The following is a 16,535-nucleotide window of genomic DNA, read 5'->3' as shown; positions in this document are numbered from 1 at the left end:
GCAGCTGCCTGCTCGGGCGTTGTCATCAATTTCCAGATAGAAATCCCTCTACAAAACTCGGGGCTTGACAGACTCACCTGTGCACTATGTCTTGAGACCCGACGATGCACTATGTCCTGAGACAGCACACAACGCCACGGCACTGCAGTTCGCGACTCCCGCTGTCTTTCCGGGTGGGGCGCCTCACCGCCGGACGGGACCTCCTCATCGCAGAACAGGCCGTTCCCGCTGACCGCCGCTGGGCGCTGCGCCTCCAGTCCCCTTGAAACGGTTCTCGCTATGTACATGTTCCTATCCATGTACATCGCGAGAACCGTCGTATGGAGATGGGCGTCCCGGGGTCCGGCGAACGAATCTCGCGTTGTGCATGTTCTCTTTCATGCAGAACGCGAGAAACGTCGTACGTAGGTGACGAGAGCTCACTCCCCGCACCCCACCCGCCACCCCTCACCGCAGGGCGGCCATCCCCAGCAGGTAGAGGCACACGACGACCAGCATGATGAGCACCGGAGGCACGGTGTACCCCACGACGGAACTGAACTTCAGCTTGTAGTTCGCCAGGTACGGCAGTGCGAAGAACGGGATGAGCAGGTTCGTGACCGCATCGCCCATCTGGTAGGCCTGCATGATGAGGCCCAGGTCCGCGTTCAGGTCGATCGTCGTGGGGATGATGTAGGGCGCCTCGATGACGAACTTCGACCCGCCGGACGGCACGGCGATGTTCAGCAGGCCGGAGTACAGGAAGGCGATGACCGGCCATGTCGTCGCGGTCGAGATCGCCGTGAACGCGTTCGAGATGACGATGCCCAGTCCCGTCGCCCCGATGAGGCCGAAGATGCCCGCGTAGAACGGGAACTGCAGGATGAAGCCCCACGTGCCGGCGATGCCGTCGCGCACCAGGCCGGCGTAGTACTCGGGTCCCCAGTTGGCGCACAGGACGACGCCCAAGCTGAGGAACAGGAAGTTGTACGCGTTGAGGTCCAGCCCGGCCACGCCCACGGACACGATGTGCAGGATGCTGAAGATGAGGCCCACGCCGCCCACCAGGTACATGATCCAGCGGCTGGCATTCGCCTTCTGCGCGGGGGTGTCGCGGGGGACTGTGACCTTCGCGGACGCGGCGGCGGCCTCGAGGACCTCCGGCTCGACGTCCGTCATGGGCGCATCGTCCTTGGGGTGCATGAGGAGCATGAACGTGATGCCGATGATCATGCACACGAGCAGCAGCAGGCCGAAGTCCAGGCGCACCACGGTGTCCGTGAGCGGCACGGACACGGGCGTCTGCTCGACGTGCGACTCCGGCACCAGGCTGCGCAGGTAGTCGGGTGTGGCCGCGTAGAGGACCGCCGCACCGGACATGCCGGCGGCACCCGGCACCAAGGCGGTGAAGAGCGCGGCGACCAGGACGGGCGCGTGGATCTTGATGCCGTTGCGCTTGGCCTGGACCAGCAGCTCCTTGCCCAGGACGATGCCGCCCATCATGCCCAGGCCCCAGTGGACGAAGCCCAGTCCGCCTGCGACGACACTGCCCAGGATGATGACCTGCGCGCGGTTGCGGGGCAGACCCGCGAGTCGTGCCAGGACGCGCTTGGCCGGCGGCGAGGTGGCGACCGCAGTGCCGGTCGCCAGCAGCACGACCATCTGCATCGTGAACTCGAGCAGGTTCCAGAACGCTCCGGTCCAGGCGCCCACCAGCGAGACCGCCTCCGGGTCGCCGGACCAGACGGGGGTGTCTGTGAAGATGGCCGCCAGCACCGCGACCAGCAGTGTGAGGGCCAGGCAGATGACGAACGAGTCGGGCATCCAGCGGACGAACCAGGCGAGGTAGCGGTCGATGAACCGCTGCTTCTGCGGAGTGGAGGCGGGGGAGGTCATGGTTTCTCCAGGAGTCGGGTCGAACACGAATGGTGCGACGCGATCCCACGAAAGCACGGCCTGCACCCGCACCGCCCGCAGGTCACGACCGCGGGTACTGCTGTGTCCCCACTGACCAGGGCGGATATGTGCAGTACGATCAAGGAATGAGTCCTGCGTCACACCGTCGATCAGAGTACACGACGGACTCCGGTCGGACGCGCACGGGCCGTCTCCTCCTCGTCCTGCGGCGCGTGCTCCTGGGTGCGCTCGCAGCCGCCGTCGCACTCGCCGTCGTGGTCTCGGCCGTCCTCGTCTGGTCCGTCAACCGCGCCTTCCCGCAGACGGACGGGACCGTCGCCGTCGACGGTCTCGCCGCGGACGTCACCGTCCAGCGCGACGGTCACGGCATCCCCACCCTCACCGCCACCAGCACGGACGACCTGTTCCGCGCCCAGGGATACGTCCACGCGCAGGACCGATTCTGGGAGATGGACTTCCGCCGGCACATGACCGCGGGGCGCCTGTCGGAGCTCTTCGGCGAGTCCCAGGTCCCCACCGACTCCTTCCTCCGCACGCTGGGCTGGCACCGCACGGCTCAGGAGGAGGTCGACGCTCTGCCTGAGGATGCCCGCGGTTACTACGAGGCATACGCCGCCGGGGTGAACGCGTACCTGGAGGAGCGCTCGGGCGGCGGTCTGGCCCTCGAGTACACGATCCTGGGCCTGCAGAACCGCGGCTACGAGCCCCAGCCCTGGACTCCCGCGGACTCCGTCGCCTGGCTCAAGGCGATGGCGTGGGACCTGCGCACGAACATCGAGGACGAGACCGCCCGCGCCCTCCTCACCCCGCACCTGGAGGCGGACCGCCTGGCGGATCTCTACCCGGACTACCCCTTCGACGACCACCCGGTCATCCTCGCGGAGGACCCGGACGGCTCCCGCGTGACGGACCCGGACATCCCGGCTCCCGCGGGCGATCCGGCTGAGGGCACCGCCGCCGAGGCCGAGGCCGGCTCCGCAGAGAGCGTCGACTTCTCCGCCCTCACGGATCTGCTGACGCAGGTCGATGCGCTGGTGGGCGGTGCGGGGGAGGGGATCGGCTCGAACTCGTGGGTGGTCGCAGGTTCGCGCACGGAGACGGGCGCGCCGCTGCTGGCGAACGACCCGCACCTGGGCGCGGCGCTGCCGTCCGTGTGGACGCAGATGCAGCTGCGGTGCGCGGAGGTGACGGACGAGTGCCCGTTCGATGTGGGCGGGTACAGCTTCTCCGGCCTGCCCGGCATCGTCATCGGCCACAACCAGCAGGTGGCGTGGGGCTTCACGAACCTGACGACGGATGTGGCGGACCTCTACCTGGAACGGCGGACGGACGACGGGTACGAGCGCGACGGCGAATCCGTCCCCTTCGACGTGCGGACGGAGACGATCGAGGTCGCCGGCGGTGAGGACGTCGAGCTGGAGATCCGCGAGACCGTGCACGGCCCGGTGCTGGACGGACTGACGCCGGAGTTCACGGACCTCCAGATCCCGCCGGTCGCGGACCCCGTCCTGGAGGCGACCCAGGACGACGAGCAGGAGTCTCCTTCCGGGCCGGACGAGCAGGCGGGCGTGCAGAACACGGGGACTGCGGCCTCGGGAGCGGGGTCCGAAGCGGGCGGCGACGCAGGCGGGTACGAGAACCTGTACGACGTGAGCCTGCGGTGGACGGCGCTGGACGCCGGGACGACGGCGCAGGCGATCTTCGCGCTCAACACGGCGGGCGACTTCGCGGACTTCCGGCAGGCGGCCGCGCTGTTCGACGTGCCGGCGCAGAACCTCATCTACGCGGACACGGACGGGAACATCGGGTACCAGGCGCCGGGACGGCTGCCCATCCGCGGTGAGGGCGACGGCTGGCTGCCGCAGCCGGGCTGGGACAGCGCGTACGACTGGCAGGGGTTCATCCCGTTCGAGGAGCTGCCGGTGGTGTACAACCCGGACTCGGGGTACATCGTGACGGCGAACAACGCGATCGTGAACGACGACTACGACTACTTCCTCAGCCGCGACTGGGACTACGGGTACCGGGCGGACCGGATCGTCGAGCTGGTCGAGGATGCGATCGAGGCGGGGCCGGTGAGCGCTGCGGACATGGCCGCGATCCAGATGGACAACAGGATGCCGGCCGCGGAGTCACTGCAGAGCGCCTACGACGGGTTGGACGTGGACGACGAGGACGTGGCGGAGGCGCTCGCTCTGCTGGGGGAGTGGGACGGGCAGAATGATGCGGACTCGGCGGCAGCGGCGTATGCGAACGTGCTGTGGTCGAACCTGTTGGGCAGGATGATCGAGACGCACGGATCCCTCGTGACTCCGGAGTCGGAGCAGGCTGAGGACGACGGCGATGGCGAGTCAGTCGAGGCGGGTGCAGCCGCGGATGCGGGCGGCACGGTGGTCCAGCCCACGATTGCCCGGGATGACCAGTCACGGCTGGCGGTGTTCCTGGAGCAGCAGCTGGAGGACGAGGACGGCCTGTGGTGGGGAGACGACCGTCAGTCGCTGCTGCGGGAGGCGGCGCAGGAGGCGCTCGTGGAGCTCACGGATCTGCAGGGCAGTGATCCGGAGGACTGGAACTGGGGCGAACTGCACGCGCTGCCGCTCACGCACCAGTCGTTCGGCACCAGCGGGATCGCTCCCATCGAGGCGCTGTTCAACCGGGGCCCCGTGGAGACGGGCGGTGGCTCCGGCGTCGTGAACGCGACCGGCTGGGACATGGACGAGGGGTATGCGACGACGACGGTGCCGTCGCTGCGAATGGTCGTGGACGTGGGGGATTGGGACGCCTCGACGTGGCAGAACCTCACCGGCCAGAGCGGCCATGCCTTCCACCCGCACTACCGCGATCAGGCGGAGGGCTGGGCGACAGGCGACCAGTACGCGTGGACGTACTCGCCGGAAGCGGTCGACCGCGCGGAGGAGGACTCGCTGACGCTCACCCCGTGATGTTCCGGAATCGTCACCTGCAGGTGCCCGCCGCACGCGCGATCTCTCCGTAGTCTGATGCGCAGTGGGAATCTGCAGACAGACCAGACAGAGGAGCGGCGCATGGAGTTCGGAGAGTACGTCGGGGCAGAGCGCCAGATCGGCGAGCACCGGGTGCGGGCGAGCATCGCAGAGGCTTTCGCCTATCAGCTTGAGGAGATCCTCTACTCGTTTGAGCAGCACAGCGACCGGTTGTACGACGGCTACACCATGCAGTACGGGTGGGGTCCGATTTTCGTCGAGGACCTCCCGGGCGAGGAGAACGCCGGCGTCATGACGCTGCGCACCCCCGACTATCAGGGGGACGCCGCGAACGAGCGCACACAGGACCTCACCATGGCGATCTACACGTACGCGCAGCAGATGAGCTTCGCCCGGAACTGCGGGGAGCCTGCGGAAGAGGTGCACTTCTGGCAGGACGTGCTGGCGGCCCCGGGGTGGGAGGACTTCGAGGACTTCAGGATCCAGCGGCTGGACACCGGCGTGGAGCAGTTCTCGGGCTGGATGATGATCCCCGTCGACTGGGACTTCGGCGACATGGTCCCCAAGGAGGAGGTCGCGTTCGTGCCCGCGTGGAAGGTGGCGCAGGTGCACCCCTCGGCCGCCCGGGCTCTCATGATGCCGACGTGGTCGGGGGTGGAGATGCGCGGCGGTGACGTGACGCGGATCGTCGAATGGGGCGACACGGATGGCTCAGAGCGGCTCATCTTCTCCACGGATGAGAAGGAAGGAGACGACTGATGACACTGACCACCACCCTGCACGAGGCGTTCGCCGCAGGCTTCACCCCGCTGATCGCCGGGCGCGACGCCGGTGAGATCGTCGGGTACGGCGTCTGCAGTGACAGTGACGCGAGCTCGCTCTACCTGGCGGCGCACACGCGCTCCGCGCGAGACGAGCAGGTCGCGGAAGACCCGAAGTACGCCTCTAGCTACGTCTGGAACCCGGACGAGTGGGACCTGCCGGATGAAGACGACATCGACAGCGACCTCGTGCCCGCCGCGAACCAGGCGATCGAAGCACTGGACGACAGCGACATCGCCGCTCACCGCGAGACGGTCTGGTCTGCAGTCGTCGATGCGATGGCACAGCTTGTCGATGAGGGATTCTTCGCGCGCTCGCCCCAGGCGATCCGCGTCGTCCTCGTGACGGATGGCGGCGACGAAGCCACGCAGTGCGACTGGAACGTCCGGCTCAACGGCGAGGACTGCCGCCCCGAACTCGTCGAGTTCTTAGGCCTCGAGGAGTAGGCACAGTCCTGACCGGACTGCGTCACGGCCTACCCGCTGACGCGTGCCTCGCGTCCGCTGCGCAGGACTGCGACTGCCATCCACACCGCCGAGGTCGCCAAGACGATTCCGTGCGCCACCCGCACTCCTGGGGTTGCGAAGAACTGCGGGAGGTAGAGCGCCACAACGATGGCCAGTGGGACGGCGCTCCAGCGGGGGAGCGCGCCGCCGCGCTGTACGGCGAGCGCCAGCAGGGTCGCACCGGCGGCGACGAGGAGGAGCCCCACGCCGAAGAGGGTGAGCTGGGTGGTGCCTTCGCGGACGGCGGCGATGAGTGCCTCCGTCTGATCCGTGGGGGAGGCGGCGAGGGCGTGGAGGGCGAAGGTCTCCGCGCCGTAGTACAGAAGCGTGCCTCCGGACCCCACGGCCAGCACGAGTGCGCCGATCCTCGCACCCCGCTGGCCGGGAGTGCCGCGATGGAGATCGCGCAGACCGACCGCGGCGAGAGTCAGGGCGACGAAGCCGAAGGCGCCTGCACAGTGCGCGACGACCCACAGAGGTGAGGCCATCGCGTCGATCAGGCCGGCGCTCGTGCCGTCCTTGTCACCCCAGGGGCGCAGCAGCGGGAACGCGGCGAAGAGGAGTGCGGCGATGAGGAGGCACGCGGACGTGAAGCGGGCGACGGATCCGTGGGTGGCGGTGGGACTGACCATGATGACTCCTCAGGGGTCTGTGGTCCTCAGGCGGTGTGCTGATCCTCAGGCAGTGCCGCGGTGAACGTTCGGACGAGTCGGTCGAAGCTCTCGTCCACGTCCTCGGACAGGCCGAACCCGCCTGCGGCCTCGATGTGGGCGAACCCGTGCACCACGGCGCGCAGGCCGCGGATGGTGTGGACGGCCTCTGCGCCGGTGATCCCGCACCCCTGCAGCACCGTCTGGATGACGGCCAGCTGCCGGCCGGCGGCCTCCGCGAGAGCGGGGTCGTGCAGGGGGTCCGCGGGGACGGCGGCGTAGCGGGCGGGATGGGCGACCGCGTACGCGCGGTAGGCGTGCAGGAGCGCGGCGACGGCGGTGGGCCCGCTGCGACCGATCGCAGCCTGCGTGAGCGCGGCGGTGAGCTCGTCCAGGACGCGGATCGACACCTGTGTGCGCAAGGCCGGGAGTCCCGCGATGTGCTTGTAGAGAGACGGCGGGGCCACGCGTGCGTGCTCGGCGACGGCGCGGAGCGACAACGCGTCCGAGCCGTCGGAGTCCACGATCGTGAGCGCGATGTCGACGACCGCGTCGCGCGTGAGTCCGGCGCGAGCCATCAGTTGGCCGACCGAGTGCGACTGTTCATAGCTTCAAAGCTAATGGCGTTAGCCGCAATGCGCAAGAGCCAATCACTACACTGCAGGCGAGGCCCTGCCCGGGCGCGGACGCGTTGCGGGCTGCCTGATCGAATCGGACCTCGGCGAACAGGATCAGTGATGTCGATGAACCCCTCCACCCCGGAACCGCAGGCCCAGCAGGATGCTGCCGCTCCCGTCGACGGGAGCGCGCGGGAGGCCTCGAGTCGCGATCTGCCGGACTGCGTGACGGCGCAGACGACCGTCGCTTCGGCTGAGGCCGCGGAGGCGCTCGCCTCCGCCCTCATCGAACAGGGCCTGGCCGCGTGCGTGCAGGTCGCCCAGGTCCGCAGCTACTACCGCTGGCAGGGCCAGGTGCACAACGTTCCGGAGTGGCTGCTGACCGTCAAGACCACCGCCGAGGCCGCCGCCGGCCCCCTGCGCGACCACATCGCCCAGCGCCACCCGTACGACGAGCCGGAGTTCATCGTCCAGCCGATCGTCGACGGCAGCGAGGACTACCTCACTTGGATCCGGGAGTCGGTCCAGCCGCAGGTGTGAGACGGTGCGAGCGCGTCAGCAGGCAGGGTGCTCAGTAGGCCTGGTTCGCTCCGTACTCGGCCTGTGACGGGGTGAAGCCCTCGTACTCCAACTGATCGATGAGCCCGCTCAGCGAGAAGGAGCTGTATTCGAGGTACGACTCCGCAGACTTGACGGCCTGCTCGTTCCAGTCTGCGTTGACGGCGTCGACCGCGTACTCGGCATCAGCCCGGCTGAACTCCTCGTACTCGAGCTGCTCGATGAGCCCCTCGCGCGAGAAGGCGCTGTATTCGAGGTAGGACTCCGCGGACTTCCGCGCGTTGCGCTGTCCGGACGTCTCGTCGCTCTGCACTGACGACCGGGCCCCGCCTGCGGAATCTGCGCTCTCCGCAGACACATCCTGCGCCTCGACGTCATCGTCCGGATCAGCAGTGACTGTGACCGTCACGGTGGGAGCGGGCTCTGCCTCCGCAGTCACGGTGACCGTCTCGACGGGAACGGGCAGCTGTGAGCTCGAGTCGGCGGCGCCGCAGCCTGCGAGAGTGAGGAGGGCAAGAGAGCTGAGCGCAACGAGGGGACGGTATGTCACTGCGGGGTTCCTGGTCCAGGAGGATCGGCGCGACATATGCGCCGATTTTCGAGAGAGATCCCGATGATCATACAGCAGAAGTTGAACCTTCAAGTTCATCGGGCAGAAGCACCGTTCGCCACCTCATTCGCCCCGCGCACCCCGCCTGACCAGCGCGGTGGAACAATGGCCCCAGCCCCACGCGAAGGAGATCCATGGACCTGCAGACGCTCGCAGCGCAGCTGACCGACGGCGCCCTGACGACCGACCCGGACGTCGTCGCCGCGCACTCGAAGGACGAGGCGCTCTTCTGCCCGCACGACGGTGCGATCGCGCTGGTGCGGGCGAAGACGGTCGAGGACGTCCAGGCCACGGTCCGCTTCGCCCATGAGCACCGCATCCCGGTCGTCCCGCAGGGTGCCCGCAGCGGCATCTCCGGGGGAGCGAACGCCACGGAGGGCTCGATCCTCCTGAGCGTTGCGGGTATGAAGGACGTCCTGGAGGTCAACACCTCCGAGCGCACCGTCCGCGTCCAGCCGGGCATCATCAACCAGGACCTCAAGGACCACCTGCGGTCGTTCGGCCTGTCGTACCCGCCGGATCCGGGCTCCGTGGGGATCTCGTCGATCGGCGGCAACATCGCGACGAACGCGGGCGGTCTGTGCTGCGTGAAGTACGGGGTGACCCGCGATTTCGTCCGCAGCATCGACGTCGTCCTGGCCGACGGCACTCTCACCACCTTCGGCCCCCGCACCGCGAAGGGTGTGGCGGGCCTCGACATGCGCGGCCTGTTCATCGGATCCGAGGGCACCCTGGGCATCGTCGTCGAGGCCACCCTCCGCCTCATCCCGCTCATCCCCGACCCGGTCACGGCGGTCGCCGTCTTCCCGGACGAGCGCTCCGGCCTGCAGACGGTCGCGGACTTCATGGCCGCCGGCGGCCAGCCCAGCCTCTTCGAGTTTCTCGACCGCGCCAGCATCCAGATGCTCAACGCGTACGGCGACTTCGGCCTGGACGCGGACGCGAGTTCGATGCTGCTGGTCCAGTTCGACCAGCCGGCCCAGGCTGCGGACATGCTCGCCTCCTTCCAGGCCGTCGCCGAGGCCGCGGGCGCCCTGGACGTCGCCGTCTCCGACGATCCCGCGGACTCCGCCGCTCTGGTCGCGGCCCGCAGGTCGATCCAGCCGGCGTACGAGAAGTTCGCACACGCCCACGGCGGCGGTCAGCTGCTGGACGACGTGTGCGTGCCGCGTGCGGCGATGCCGGAGTTCTGCGATCGGCTGGACGCACTGCGGGACTCGACCGGGCTGACGATCGCGCTCGTCGCGCACGCGGGGGACGGCAACACCCACCCGTCCGTCTTCTTCGACGCGCAGGATGAGCAGCAGACCGCGACGGCGGAGCAGGCGTTCGAGGAGATCATGCAGATCGGCCTGGACCTAGGCGGCACGATCACCGGCGAGCACGGCGTGGGCTATCTCAAGAAGGGCTGGCTGGCGCAGGAGCTCGACGAGGGCTCCCGCTGGGCGCAGCGTGCGGTCAAGGAGGCCCTGGATCCGCGCGGCATCCTCAACCCGGGCAAGATGCTCGCAGACATCTGACCCCGTGGACCAGCCCGCTCAACCCACGCAACCCTCCCTCGCCCAACCCCTGACCGCCGGGGTCGTCTCCGCGCTCGTCGCGTTCACCAGCTCGTTCGTCGTCGTCCTCACGGGCCTCGTGGCAGTGGGCGCCACGCCCCAGCACGCGTCCAGCGGCCTCATGGCCGTCACCGTCCTCATGGGTGTGGGCACGGTCATCCTGGCGGGGTGGACGCGCATCCCCATCACGGTCGCGTGGTCGACGCCGGGTGCCGCACTCCTCGTGACGACCGGTGCGGTCGAGGGCGGCTGGCCCGCAGCGGTCGGTGCCTTCCTCGTGGCCGGTCTGCTCATCGTCCTCACGGGCCTCATCCCGCCGCTGGGCGCGCTCATCGCCCGCATCCCCACCTCGGTCGCGCAGGCGATGCTCGCCGGCGTGCTCCTCCAGCTGTGCCTGGCCCCCATCACCGGGGCGGTCGAGAATCCCGCCGGAGTCCTCCCCGTCATCGCCGTCTGGCTGCTGGGCATGCGGTTCTTCCCGCGCTGGGCCGTGCCCGCCGCCTTCCTCGTCGCGGCCGCGGTCGTCGTCATCCACGTCGTGACCACCGACGCCGAGGTCGAAGTCGCCTCCCTCGTCCCGCGGCTCGACTTCGTCGTCCCCCAGTTCACACTGTCGGCCGTCGTGGGCCTGGGCCTTCCGCTCTACCTCGTGACGATGGCATCCCAGAACGTACCCGGCATGGCGGTCATGAAAGGTCTGGGCTGGGACGTGCCATGGCGGCCCGCCATCGTCCTCACCGGCGTGGGCTCGGTTCTCGCGGCACCTGCCGGCGGGCACGGCATCAACCTCGCTGCGATCAGTGCGGCTCTGACCGCCGGGCCCGAGGCCGGCCCCCACCGCGACCGCCGCTGGATCGCGAGCCTCACCTCCGGCGTCCTCGCGATCCTCATCGGGATCGGCGCCGCCGCGTTCGGAGCACTCGTGACACTCGCACCCGAGGGCGTCATCCTCGCCGTCGCGGGCCTCGCCCTGCTGGGCACGTTCGCCTCCTCGCTCAAAGCGTCTCTTGAGAACACCGAGGATCTTCTGCCTGCCGTCGTCACGTTCGCGGTGGTGGCGTCCGGCATCACGATCGGCGGCATCAGCTCCACCTTCTGGGCGCTGCTGGCTGGACTGGTGGTCCGCGGCGTGCTGCGCCTGGGTCGTCGCGAGGTTTGACGTACGCGACTCCGCGGGGTGCGAGTACGCGGTGTGCCCACCTGCTACAAGCAGGTGGGCACACCGCGCGGAAGACCCCCTGACGGGGAGCGGAGCTCAGATGGGCTGGGGCTTCGCCTCGTCCGTCTCGGCGAGGTCGTCGTCGGGGTGGGACAGAGCCTCGGCGACCTGCGTGTCGTCGAAGGAGACGGCCTCGCTGGGTGCCCCACCCGCGTTGACGAACCGGGTGAGCACCATGACCGCTGCGCCGACGGCCAGGCCGGTGAGGCTGGAGACGAGTTCCGGAGCGAGAGACGCGAGGCCCGCCGCAGCCAGAACGACCCGGGTGATCGCGTGCATCCGTCGCTCGACACCGATGAACCAGCCCTCGAACGCGCAGCCCAGGAAGAAAACTCCGATGATCGCGAACACGAACGTGTACGCGATCTCCAGGCCGCTCGCGTCCTGTGCCAGCAGTGCCGGGTTGAAGACGAACGCGAACGGGATGATGTACTTGACCGCCCCCAAGCGCATCGCGATCAGCGATGTCGACATGGGCGGTGTCTTCGCGATGTTCGCCGCGGCGAACGACGCCAGGGCCACCGGCGGCGTGATGTAGGAGACGGTCGCCCAGTAGATGACAAAGAGGTGTGCGGCGATCGGGTTGATGCCCAACTGCACGAGCGCCGGAGCCATGACGATCGCCAGGAAGACATAGACCGCGGACACGGTCATGCCCATGCCCAGGACGAACGATGTGATGGCGCCCGCGATGAGGATGAGGATCATGCTGCCGCCCACGGCGGCGACGAGCTCGCGGGCCAGCGACAGGGACACGCCCGTCATCGACAGCCCGCCCACGATGAGGCCCACTCCGGCGATGATGCCGATGATCTCTCCGATCGTCTTGCCGGAGGAGAAGAGGAACTCATAGATGAGTCCCGGCGTCTTCCGCAGATCGTGGCTCAACGCGAATTTCACGATCTCGACGAACAGCAGGAACGCGATGACGAAGTACGGTGCCTGGACTTCGTTCTGGTAAACCATGAGGATCGCGATGAGTCCCACCAGCGCGGCCAGGTACGGCCAGCCGGTCAGGAGCACCCTGCCGATCCGTGGCAGCAGGGACTGCTGCAGACCGCGCAGGCCGGACTTCGCGGAGTAGGCGTCGATCTGCACGAAGATGCCCAGGAAGTACAGGGCTGCCGGAATGGCCGCGGCCAGTGCGATCTCCGCATAAGGCACACCCACGAAGGACACCATGAGGAACGCAGCGGTACCCATGATGGGCGGCGTGATCGTGCCGCCGGTCGACGCGGTCGCCTCGATGCCGGCGGAGTACTTCCCGCTGAACCCGGAGCGCTTCATCGCGGGGATCGTCATGGGGCCGGTCGTCAGCACGTTCGAGACGGCGGAGCCGGACATCATTCCCATGAAGCCGGACGAGATGACGGACACCTTCGCGGAGCCGCCGCGGAAGCGGCCGAACGCCGCCTGCGCCAGATCGAAGAAGAAGCCCGCCCCGCCGGTCCGTTGGAGCGCGACGCCGAACATGAGGAACCCCACCAGGATGGAACCGCCCACCTGGAGCGGCAGCCCCAGGATCGAATCAGCACCCAGAGCGTGGATCTGTGCGGTCGTCTTCAGGTCGAACGACAGTCCGCGCATGAAGCTGATCGGGATACTCGCTGCGAAGAGCGGGTAGAGCGAGAAGAGCAGTGCGATGATCGTGACGACCAGTCCGGCGGTACGACGCAGCCCCTCCAGCACGGTCGCCCACAGGACGAATGAGGCGACCGTTGCCAGCGTCGGTGCGGAATAGTCCCATCCCATCGTGATGATCGTCTCGCCGTTGTAGCCCAGGTAGGCGCACGTGGCGAAGACGAGTGCCGCAAGGGCCGAGTCGTAGAAGGGCAACGGCTTGTCCTCGAGCGACTTCGCGATCGGATAGCAGAGGAAGACGATCGGCAGGAAGCACGCGAGGATGTAGTAGAGGTACGAGTTCTGCATGAGGGAGAATCCGCCGGGATTCCAGAAGAACGCCTGGTTGAGGGCGATGAGCACTCCCGCCACCGTCAGGACGATGACGACGACCTTCGTGCCGCGATTCACGCGCTGAGACATGGGGTATCCATTCCGTGAGGGTCGGAAGCCGGTGCCCGACCGGAGAGCGGTCGAGCACCGGCTTCCGCAGTTACGTCAGTCGGAGAGGTTCTCGTCCTTCCAGGAGTTCCAGTCCTCGTGGCTGATCTCGTCAGCCTGCTCGACGTACTCCTCCCATTCGGCGCGCAGTGCTTCCCCGCGCTCAATGAGCTCGTCATTCTTCTCCTGAGCCTCCTGGGTCCACACGCCCTGCTCGTCGAGGAAGCGGACCAGCCCCTCGTGGAACGGAACCTCGGTCGGCTCGACCTGCGCCTCGTCGATGCTCCACCCCTTCGTGGTCTGCGTGACATCCTTGTAGGCGTCGAAGTTCTCATGAAGCGCGCTGACCACTTCGTAAACTGTGTCCGCGTCTGTGCTGGTCTTCGTGATCATGGGGACGGAGTAGTAGACGGCATTGTCCTCCTCGCCGTCCTCCTGGCCGGGCCCGTTCGAGAATGAATCGATGAAAGTCGACGGCGCGACCTCCTCGACGGCATCCGCTTTCTCGCCCTCCGTCTCCGACATGTCGACCCACTGCACGTCGGTCGTCGCCTCGAGTTCGAACAGCGAGGAACCGTACACCTGCTGGTAGACCGCATCGATCTGGCCGTTCTTCAGACCATCCGCCTGATCCCCGTAGCTGATGTCGACCAATTCGACGTCATCCTTGGTCAGACCGCCGTAGGCCAGGATGGCCTCTGTCTTGTTCTGCACGGAGGGGTTCGCCGTGGCCCACGGGACCTTCTTGCCCTCGAGGTCTGCCGGTGTCTCGATGCCGGAGTCCGCTTTGACGAGGAGGCTGTGCGGGGCCGTGGGCGCCCACGTCACCTGCACGTCCTGCGGGCCCCAGTTCTCGACCGCGAAGTCGTGGTCGGCCTCGAACGCGTAGATGTACGCGTCTCCCGTGCGGGTGAACATCGCCTGGTCCTCGCGCAGCGGGGTCAGCTGACCGATCGCCGTGTCCGAGGGGATGATGCGGATGTTCGCGCCCTCACCGGACGTCAGCGCCTCGGCCACGGCTGCGGTGTCCGCATATGTGGAGGTGCCCGTTCCGTACGTCGACCACGCCATCTGAGCGGGGAGTCCACCTTCGGTCGTCGCGGTCTCGCCGCCACCACCGCCGCAGGCGGAGAGGACGAGCCCGGAGGCGAGGATGGCAGAGCTGATTCCCAGGAGCTTCTTCATTGATCGTTCCTTCGAGTTTCTGTGAGGGACACGCTCCGGTCGTGTGCTTCCTCGCACACGCGGCTTATGAGCGCTGTCACAAACCATAGGTCGGAATGAACGACCCGCGGATCACGGTCACGCGTCGAATTGCGCCAATCGATCGGCTCTGCTTATCGCGAGATTGCGCCGCCCAATCAGTCGGAAGACCGACTATCGTTCGTCTTCGATGTCGCTCACTGGCCCCCGAATGCATCGTGGAGGCTGTCGAACACCTGCCCCACCGCGCTCGTCGAGTCCGACTCCCGCATGACGATCCACGAACGAGACCGCACGTCATCGGACACATGCGCCGCCGCGACGAGATCGGGATTCTGATCGGCGATGATCGCAGGCAACAGGGAGTAGCCCAGGCCGCTGCGGACCAGCGACACCACCGCGGCCCATGTCATCGTCTCGTAGCGGACCTGGGGCACGAAGTCTGCGATGCCGCAGACGGTGACGGCCTTCTCCCAGTAGTCCGGCGATACATCCCGCCTAACTGTCACGAAGGGCAGATCCCGCGCGTCCGCCAGGCTGCGCACCAACTTGTCCGGTGCCGCGCACAGGCGTAATTCCTCGTTCGCAACGCGCACGCGCCGTAGCTCCGAGCCCTGGCCCGGCGCGTGGGAGCACGCAATGTCGATCGCGCCGACGGACAGCTGCTCCATCTGCGTCGTCGTGTTGAGCTCGACGAGGTGGATGGCGATGCCCGGCCACGTCTCCTCGAACGCCGCGACGACGTCCAGCAGGCCCCGCAGGAAGAAGCTGGGCACGCAGCCGATCGTCACGCTGCCCTGCACGCCTTGAGACAGCTGCTGTGCCTCGACTTCGAATCGTTCGACGGCCGCCATGAGCGTCCGTGCCCGATTGACGAGCGCCTTCCCCTCGCGGGTGAGAGCAGGCCGAGGCTTGCGCGTGAAGAGCATGATCCCCAGCTCCTCCTCCAGCTTCTTGATCTCACCGCTGAGCGCCGGCTGCGACACACCCATCGCCTCGGCGGCTCCGCCGAAGTGCAGGGTGTCGGCCAGCGCCACGAAATACGACAGGCGCTTCAGGCTCATCTGTGACATGCGCCATCATAGGCACGGTTCGAAGGACAACGTGTCCTTTCGAACGCTGCACCCTGAACATCCGTCCAGCCGCTTCCCCGCCAAACGCCCCCACCCGTGGAAGAATCACGGGAAGCATCCGGACCGGCAGGAGGGACACGCAGTGGAGGGCACGCACACGGAGGAGCCGCCGCCCGTCAGCGACTTGGCGAGCGTCGAGCGGATCCGCGCCGCAGCGCTCCACCTGTTCGCGGCCCAGGGGGTCGCCGCGACCCCGCTGCGGGCCATCGCCGCCGAGGCCAGGGTCACCGTCGGCCTCATCCCGCACCACTTCGGGTCCAAGACGGGTCTGCGCGACGAGCTGGAGCGCTGGATCGCCCGCCAGTTCGTCGATGCGATGCAGCGTGCCAACGAGAAGAAGGGCGGAGCCGGAGCGAATGCGGCGGATCGCCAGGTGGCCGTCCGCGAGCTGGTCGACGAATACCCGGACATCCGCGACTACATGCGCCGCGAACTCCTCCACCCGTTCCCCGGCGGCCGCCTGCTGGTGCTGCTCACCCAGATGGCGACGGAGAGCGTCGACGACATGCGCGAGCGCGGTCTGGTCTCCACGGACCGCGACCGCTCCGACCAGATCCTCCTGACGATGGTGCGCCAGCTGGGCTCGCTGTTCGTCCAGCCCCTCGTCGATCAGGTCATCGAGGCCCTGCCGGAGGGCGAACGCCCCGCCGTCACGCCCGCACTCCTCGTCGACATGCGCTACCCGGAGGACCGGCCGACCTCCGCGGACTGATCGCCCCGCAGGCAAGACCGCCGCAC

Annotated in this window: 14 protein-coding genes; 7 read left to right on the top strand and 7 right to left on the bottom strand. The window is 67.8% G+C overall.

The window, feature by feature from the left end; genetic code table 11:
- Positions 1 to 447: 447 nt before the first annotated feature.
- The gene (locus HGBR_RS09365; protein ID WP_019159084.1) at positions 448 to 1,875 is read right to left on the bottom strand and encodes a TIGR00366 family protein; all 1,428 of its coding nucleotides are present in this window, start codon (positions 1,873 to 1,875) and stop codon (positions 448 to 450) included.
- A 146-nt stretch (positions 1,876 to 2,021) separates the two neighbouring features.
- On the opposite strand from HGBR_RS09365, the gene HGBR_RS17320 reads away from it, so the two are divergent.
- The 3 genes from HGBR_RS17320 (at position 2,022) to HGBR_RS09350 (ending at position 6,127) form a co-directional block, all read left to right on the top strand.
- On the top strand, positions 2,022 to 4,838 hold the full coding sequence (locus tag HGBR_RS17320; protein ID WP_019159083.1) for a penicillin acylase family protein: 2,817 nt from the start codon (positions 2,022 to 2,024) through the stop codon (positions 4,836 to 4,838).
- 102 nt (positions 4,839 to 4,940) lie between these two features.
- Positions 4,941 to 5,618 carry a hypothetical protein gene (locus tag HGBR_RS09355; RefSeq protein WP_019159082.1) on the top strand — a complete coding sequence of 226 codons (678 nt, stop codon included), beginning with the start codon at positions 4,941 to 4,943 and terminating at the stop codon, positions 5,616 to 5,618.
- Positions 5,618 to 6,127, top strand: a complete 510-nt coding sequence (locus HGBR_RS09350) for a DUF4303 domain-containing protein (protein WP_019159081.1) — start codon at positions 5,618 to 5,620, stop codon at positions 6,125 to 6,127. Before HGBR_RS09355 ends, HGBR_RS09350 begins: the two co-directional genes overlap by 1 nt.
- A 29-nt stretch (positions 6,128 to 6,156) precedes the next feature.
- Here the strand turns inward: HGBR_RS09350 and HGBR_RS09345 are convergent, their stop codons facing one another.
- Together HGBR_RS09345 and HGBR_RS09340 are read right to left on the bottom strand one after the other, a co-directional pair.
- The gene (locus tag HGBR_RS09345) at positions 6,157 to 6,819 is read right to left on the bottom strand and encodes a hypothetical protein (RefSeq protein ID WP_019159080.1); all 663 of its coding nucleotides are present in this window, start codon (positions 6,817 to 6,819) and stop codon (positions 6,157 to 6,159) included.
- Positions 6,820 to 6,845: 26 nt separating this feature from the next.
- Entirely contained in the window at positions 6,846 to 7,415 is a 570-nt protein-coding gene (locus HGBR_RS09340) for a TetR/AcrR family transcriptional regulator (protein ID WP_019159079.1), read from the bottom strand.
- Between the two features lie 159 nt (positions 7,416 to 7,574).
- Here HGBR_RS09340 and cutA point away from each other — a divergent pair, with 159 nt between their 5' ends.
- Complete coding sequence (gene cutA, locus HGBR_RS09335) at positions 7,575 to 7,994, top strand: divalent-cation tolerance protein CutA (RefSeq protein ID WP_019159078.1); 420 nt, start codon at positions 7,575 to 7,577, stop codon at positions 7,992 to 7,994.
- 31 nt (positions 7,995 to 8,025) lie between these two features.
- Here cutA and HGBR_RS20805 read toward each other — a convergent pair whose 3' ends face one another.
- On the bottom strand, positions 8,026 to 8,421 hold the full coding sequence (locus HGBR_RS20805; protein ID WP_245533310.1) for an Ltp family lipoprotein: 396 nt from the start codon (positions 8,419 to 8,421) through the stop codon (positions 8,026 to 8,028).
- Positions 8,422 to 8,756: 335 nt separating this feature from the next.
- Here HGBR_RS20805 and HGBR_RS09325 point away from each other — a divergent pair, with 335 nt between their 5' ends.
- Positions 8,757 to 10,142, top strand: a complete 1,386-nt coding sequence (locus tag HGBR_RS09325) for an FAD-binding oxidoreductase (protein WP_019159076.1) — start codon at positions 8,757 to 8,759, stop codon at positions 10,140 to 10,142.
- A gap of 4 nt (positions 10,143 to 10,146) precedes the next feature.
- Positions 10,147 to 11,340, top strand: coding sequence for a benzoate/H(+) symporter BenE family transporter (locus tag HGBR_RS09320; protein WP_019159075.1), 1,194 nt, complete (start codon positions 10,147 to 10,149; stop codon positions 11,338 to 11,340).
- A 96-nt stretch (positions 11,341 to 11,436) separates the two neighbouring features.
- Here HGBR_RS09320 and HGBR_RS17315 read toward each other — a convergent pair whose 3' ends face one another.
- From HGBR_RS17315 to HGBR_RS09305, 3 genes are all read right to left on the bottom strand, one after another.
- Positions 11,437 to 13,443 carry a TRAP transporter permease gene (locus HGBR_RS17315; protein ID WP_019159074.1) on the bottom strand — a complete coding sequence of 669 codons (2,007 nt, stop codon included), beginning with the start codon at positions 13,441 to 13,443 and terminating at the stop codon, positions 11,437 to 11,439.
- Between the two features lie 75 nt (positions 13,444 to 13,518).
- Positions 13,519 to 14,646, bottom strand: coding sequence for a TAXI family TRAP transporter solute-binding subunit (locus HGBR_RS09310; RefSeq protein WP_019159073.1), 1,128 nt, complete (start codon positions 14,644 to 14,646; stop codon positions 13,519 to 13,521).
- A gap of 215 nt (positions 14,647 to 14,861) precedes the next feature.
- Entirely contained in the window at positions 14,862 to 15,728 is an 867-nt protein-coding gene (locus HGBR_RS09305) for a LysR family transcriptional regulator (protein WP_218915959.1), read from the bottom strand.
- Between the two features lie 151 nt (positions 15,729 to 15,879).
- Here HGBR_RS09305 and HGBR_RS09300 point away from each other — a divergent pair, with 151 nt between their 5' ends.
- The gene (locus HGBR_RS09300; RefSeq protein WP_019159071.1) at positions 15,880 to 16,509 is read left to right on the top strand and encodes a TetR/AcrR family transcriptional regulator; all 630 of its coding nucleotides are present in this window, start codon (positions 15,880 to 15,882) and stop codon (positions 16,507 to 16,509) included.
- The last annotated feature ends 26 nt before the right edge of the window (positions 16,510 to 16,535 follow it).

The sequence above is a fragment of the Brevibacterium senegalense genome (genome assembly GCF_000285835.1).
GTDB classification, from domain to species: Bacteria; Actinomycetota; Actinomycetes; order Actinomycetales; family Brevibacteriaceae; genus Brevibacterium; species Brevibacterium senegalense.
Note: the sequence above shows the minus strand (reverse complement) of the source record. Positions and strands in the feature narration are given on the sequence as shown.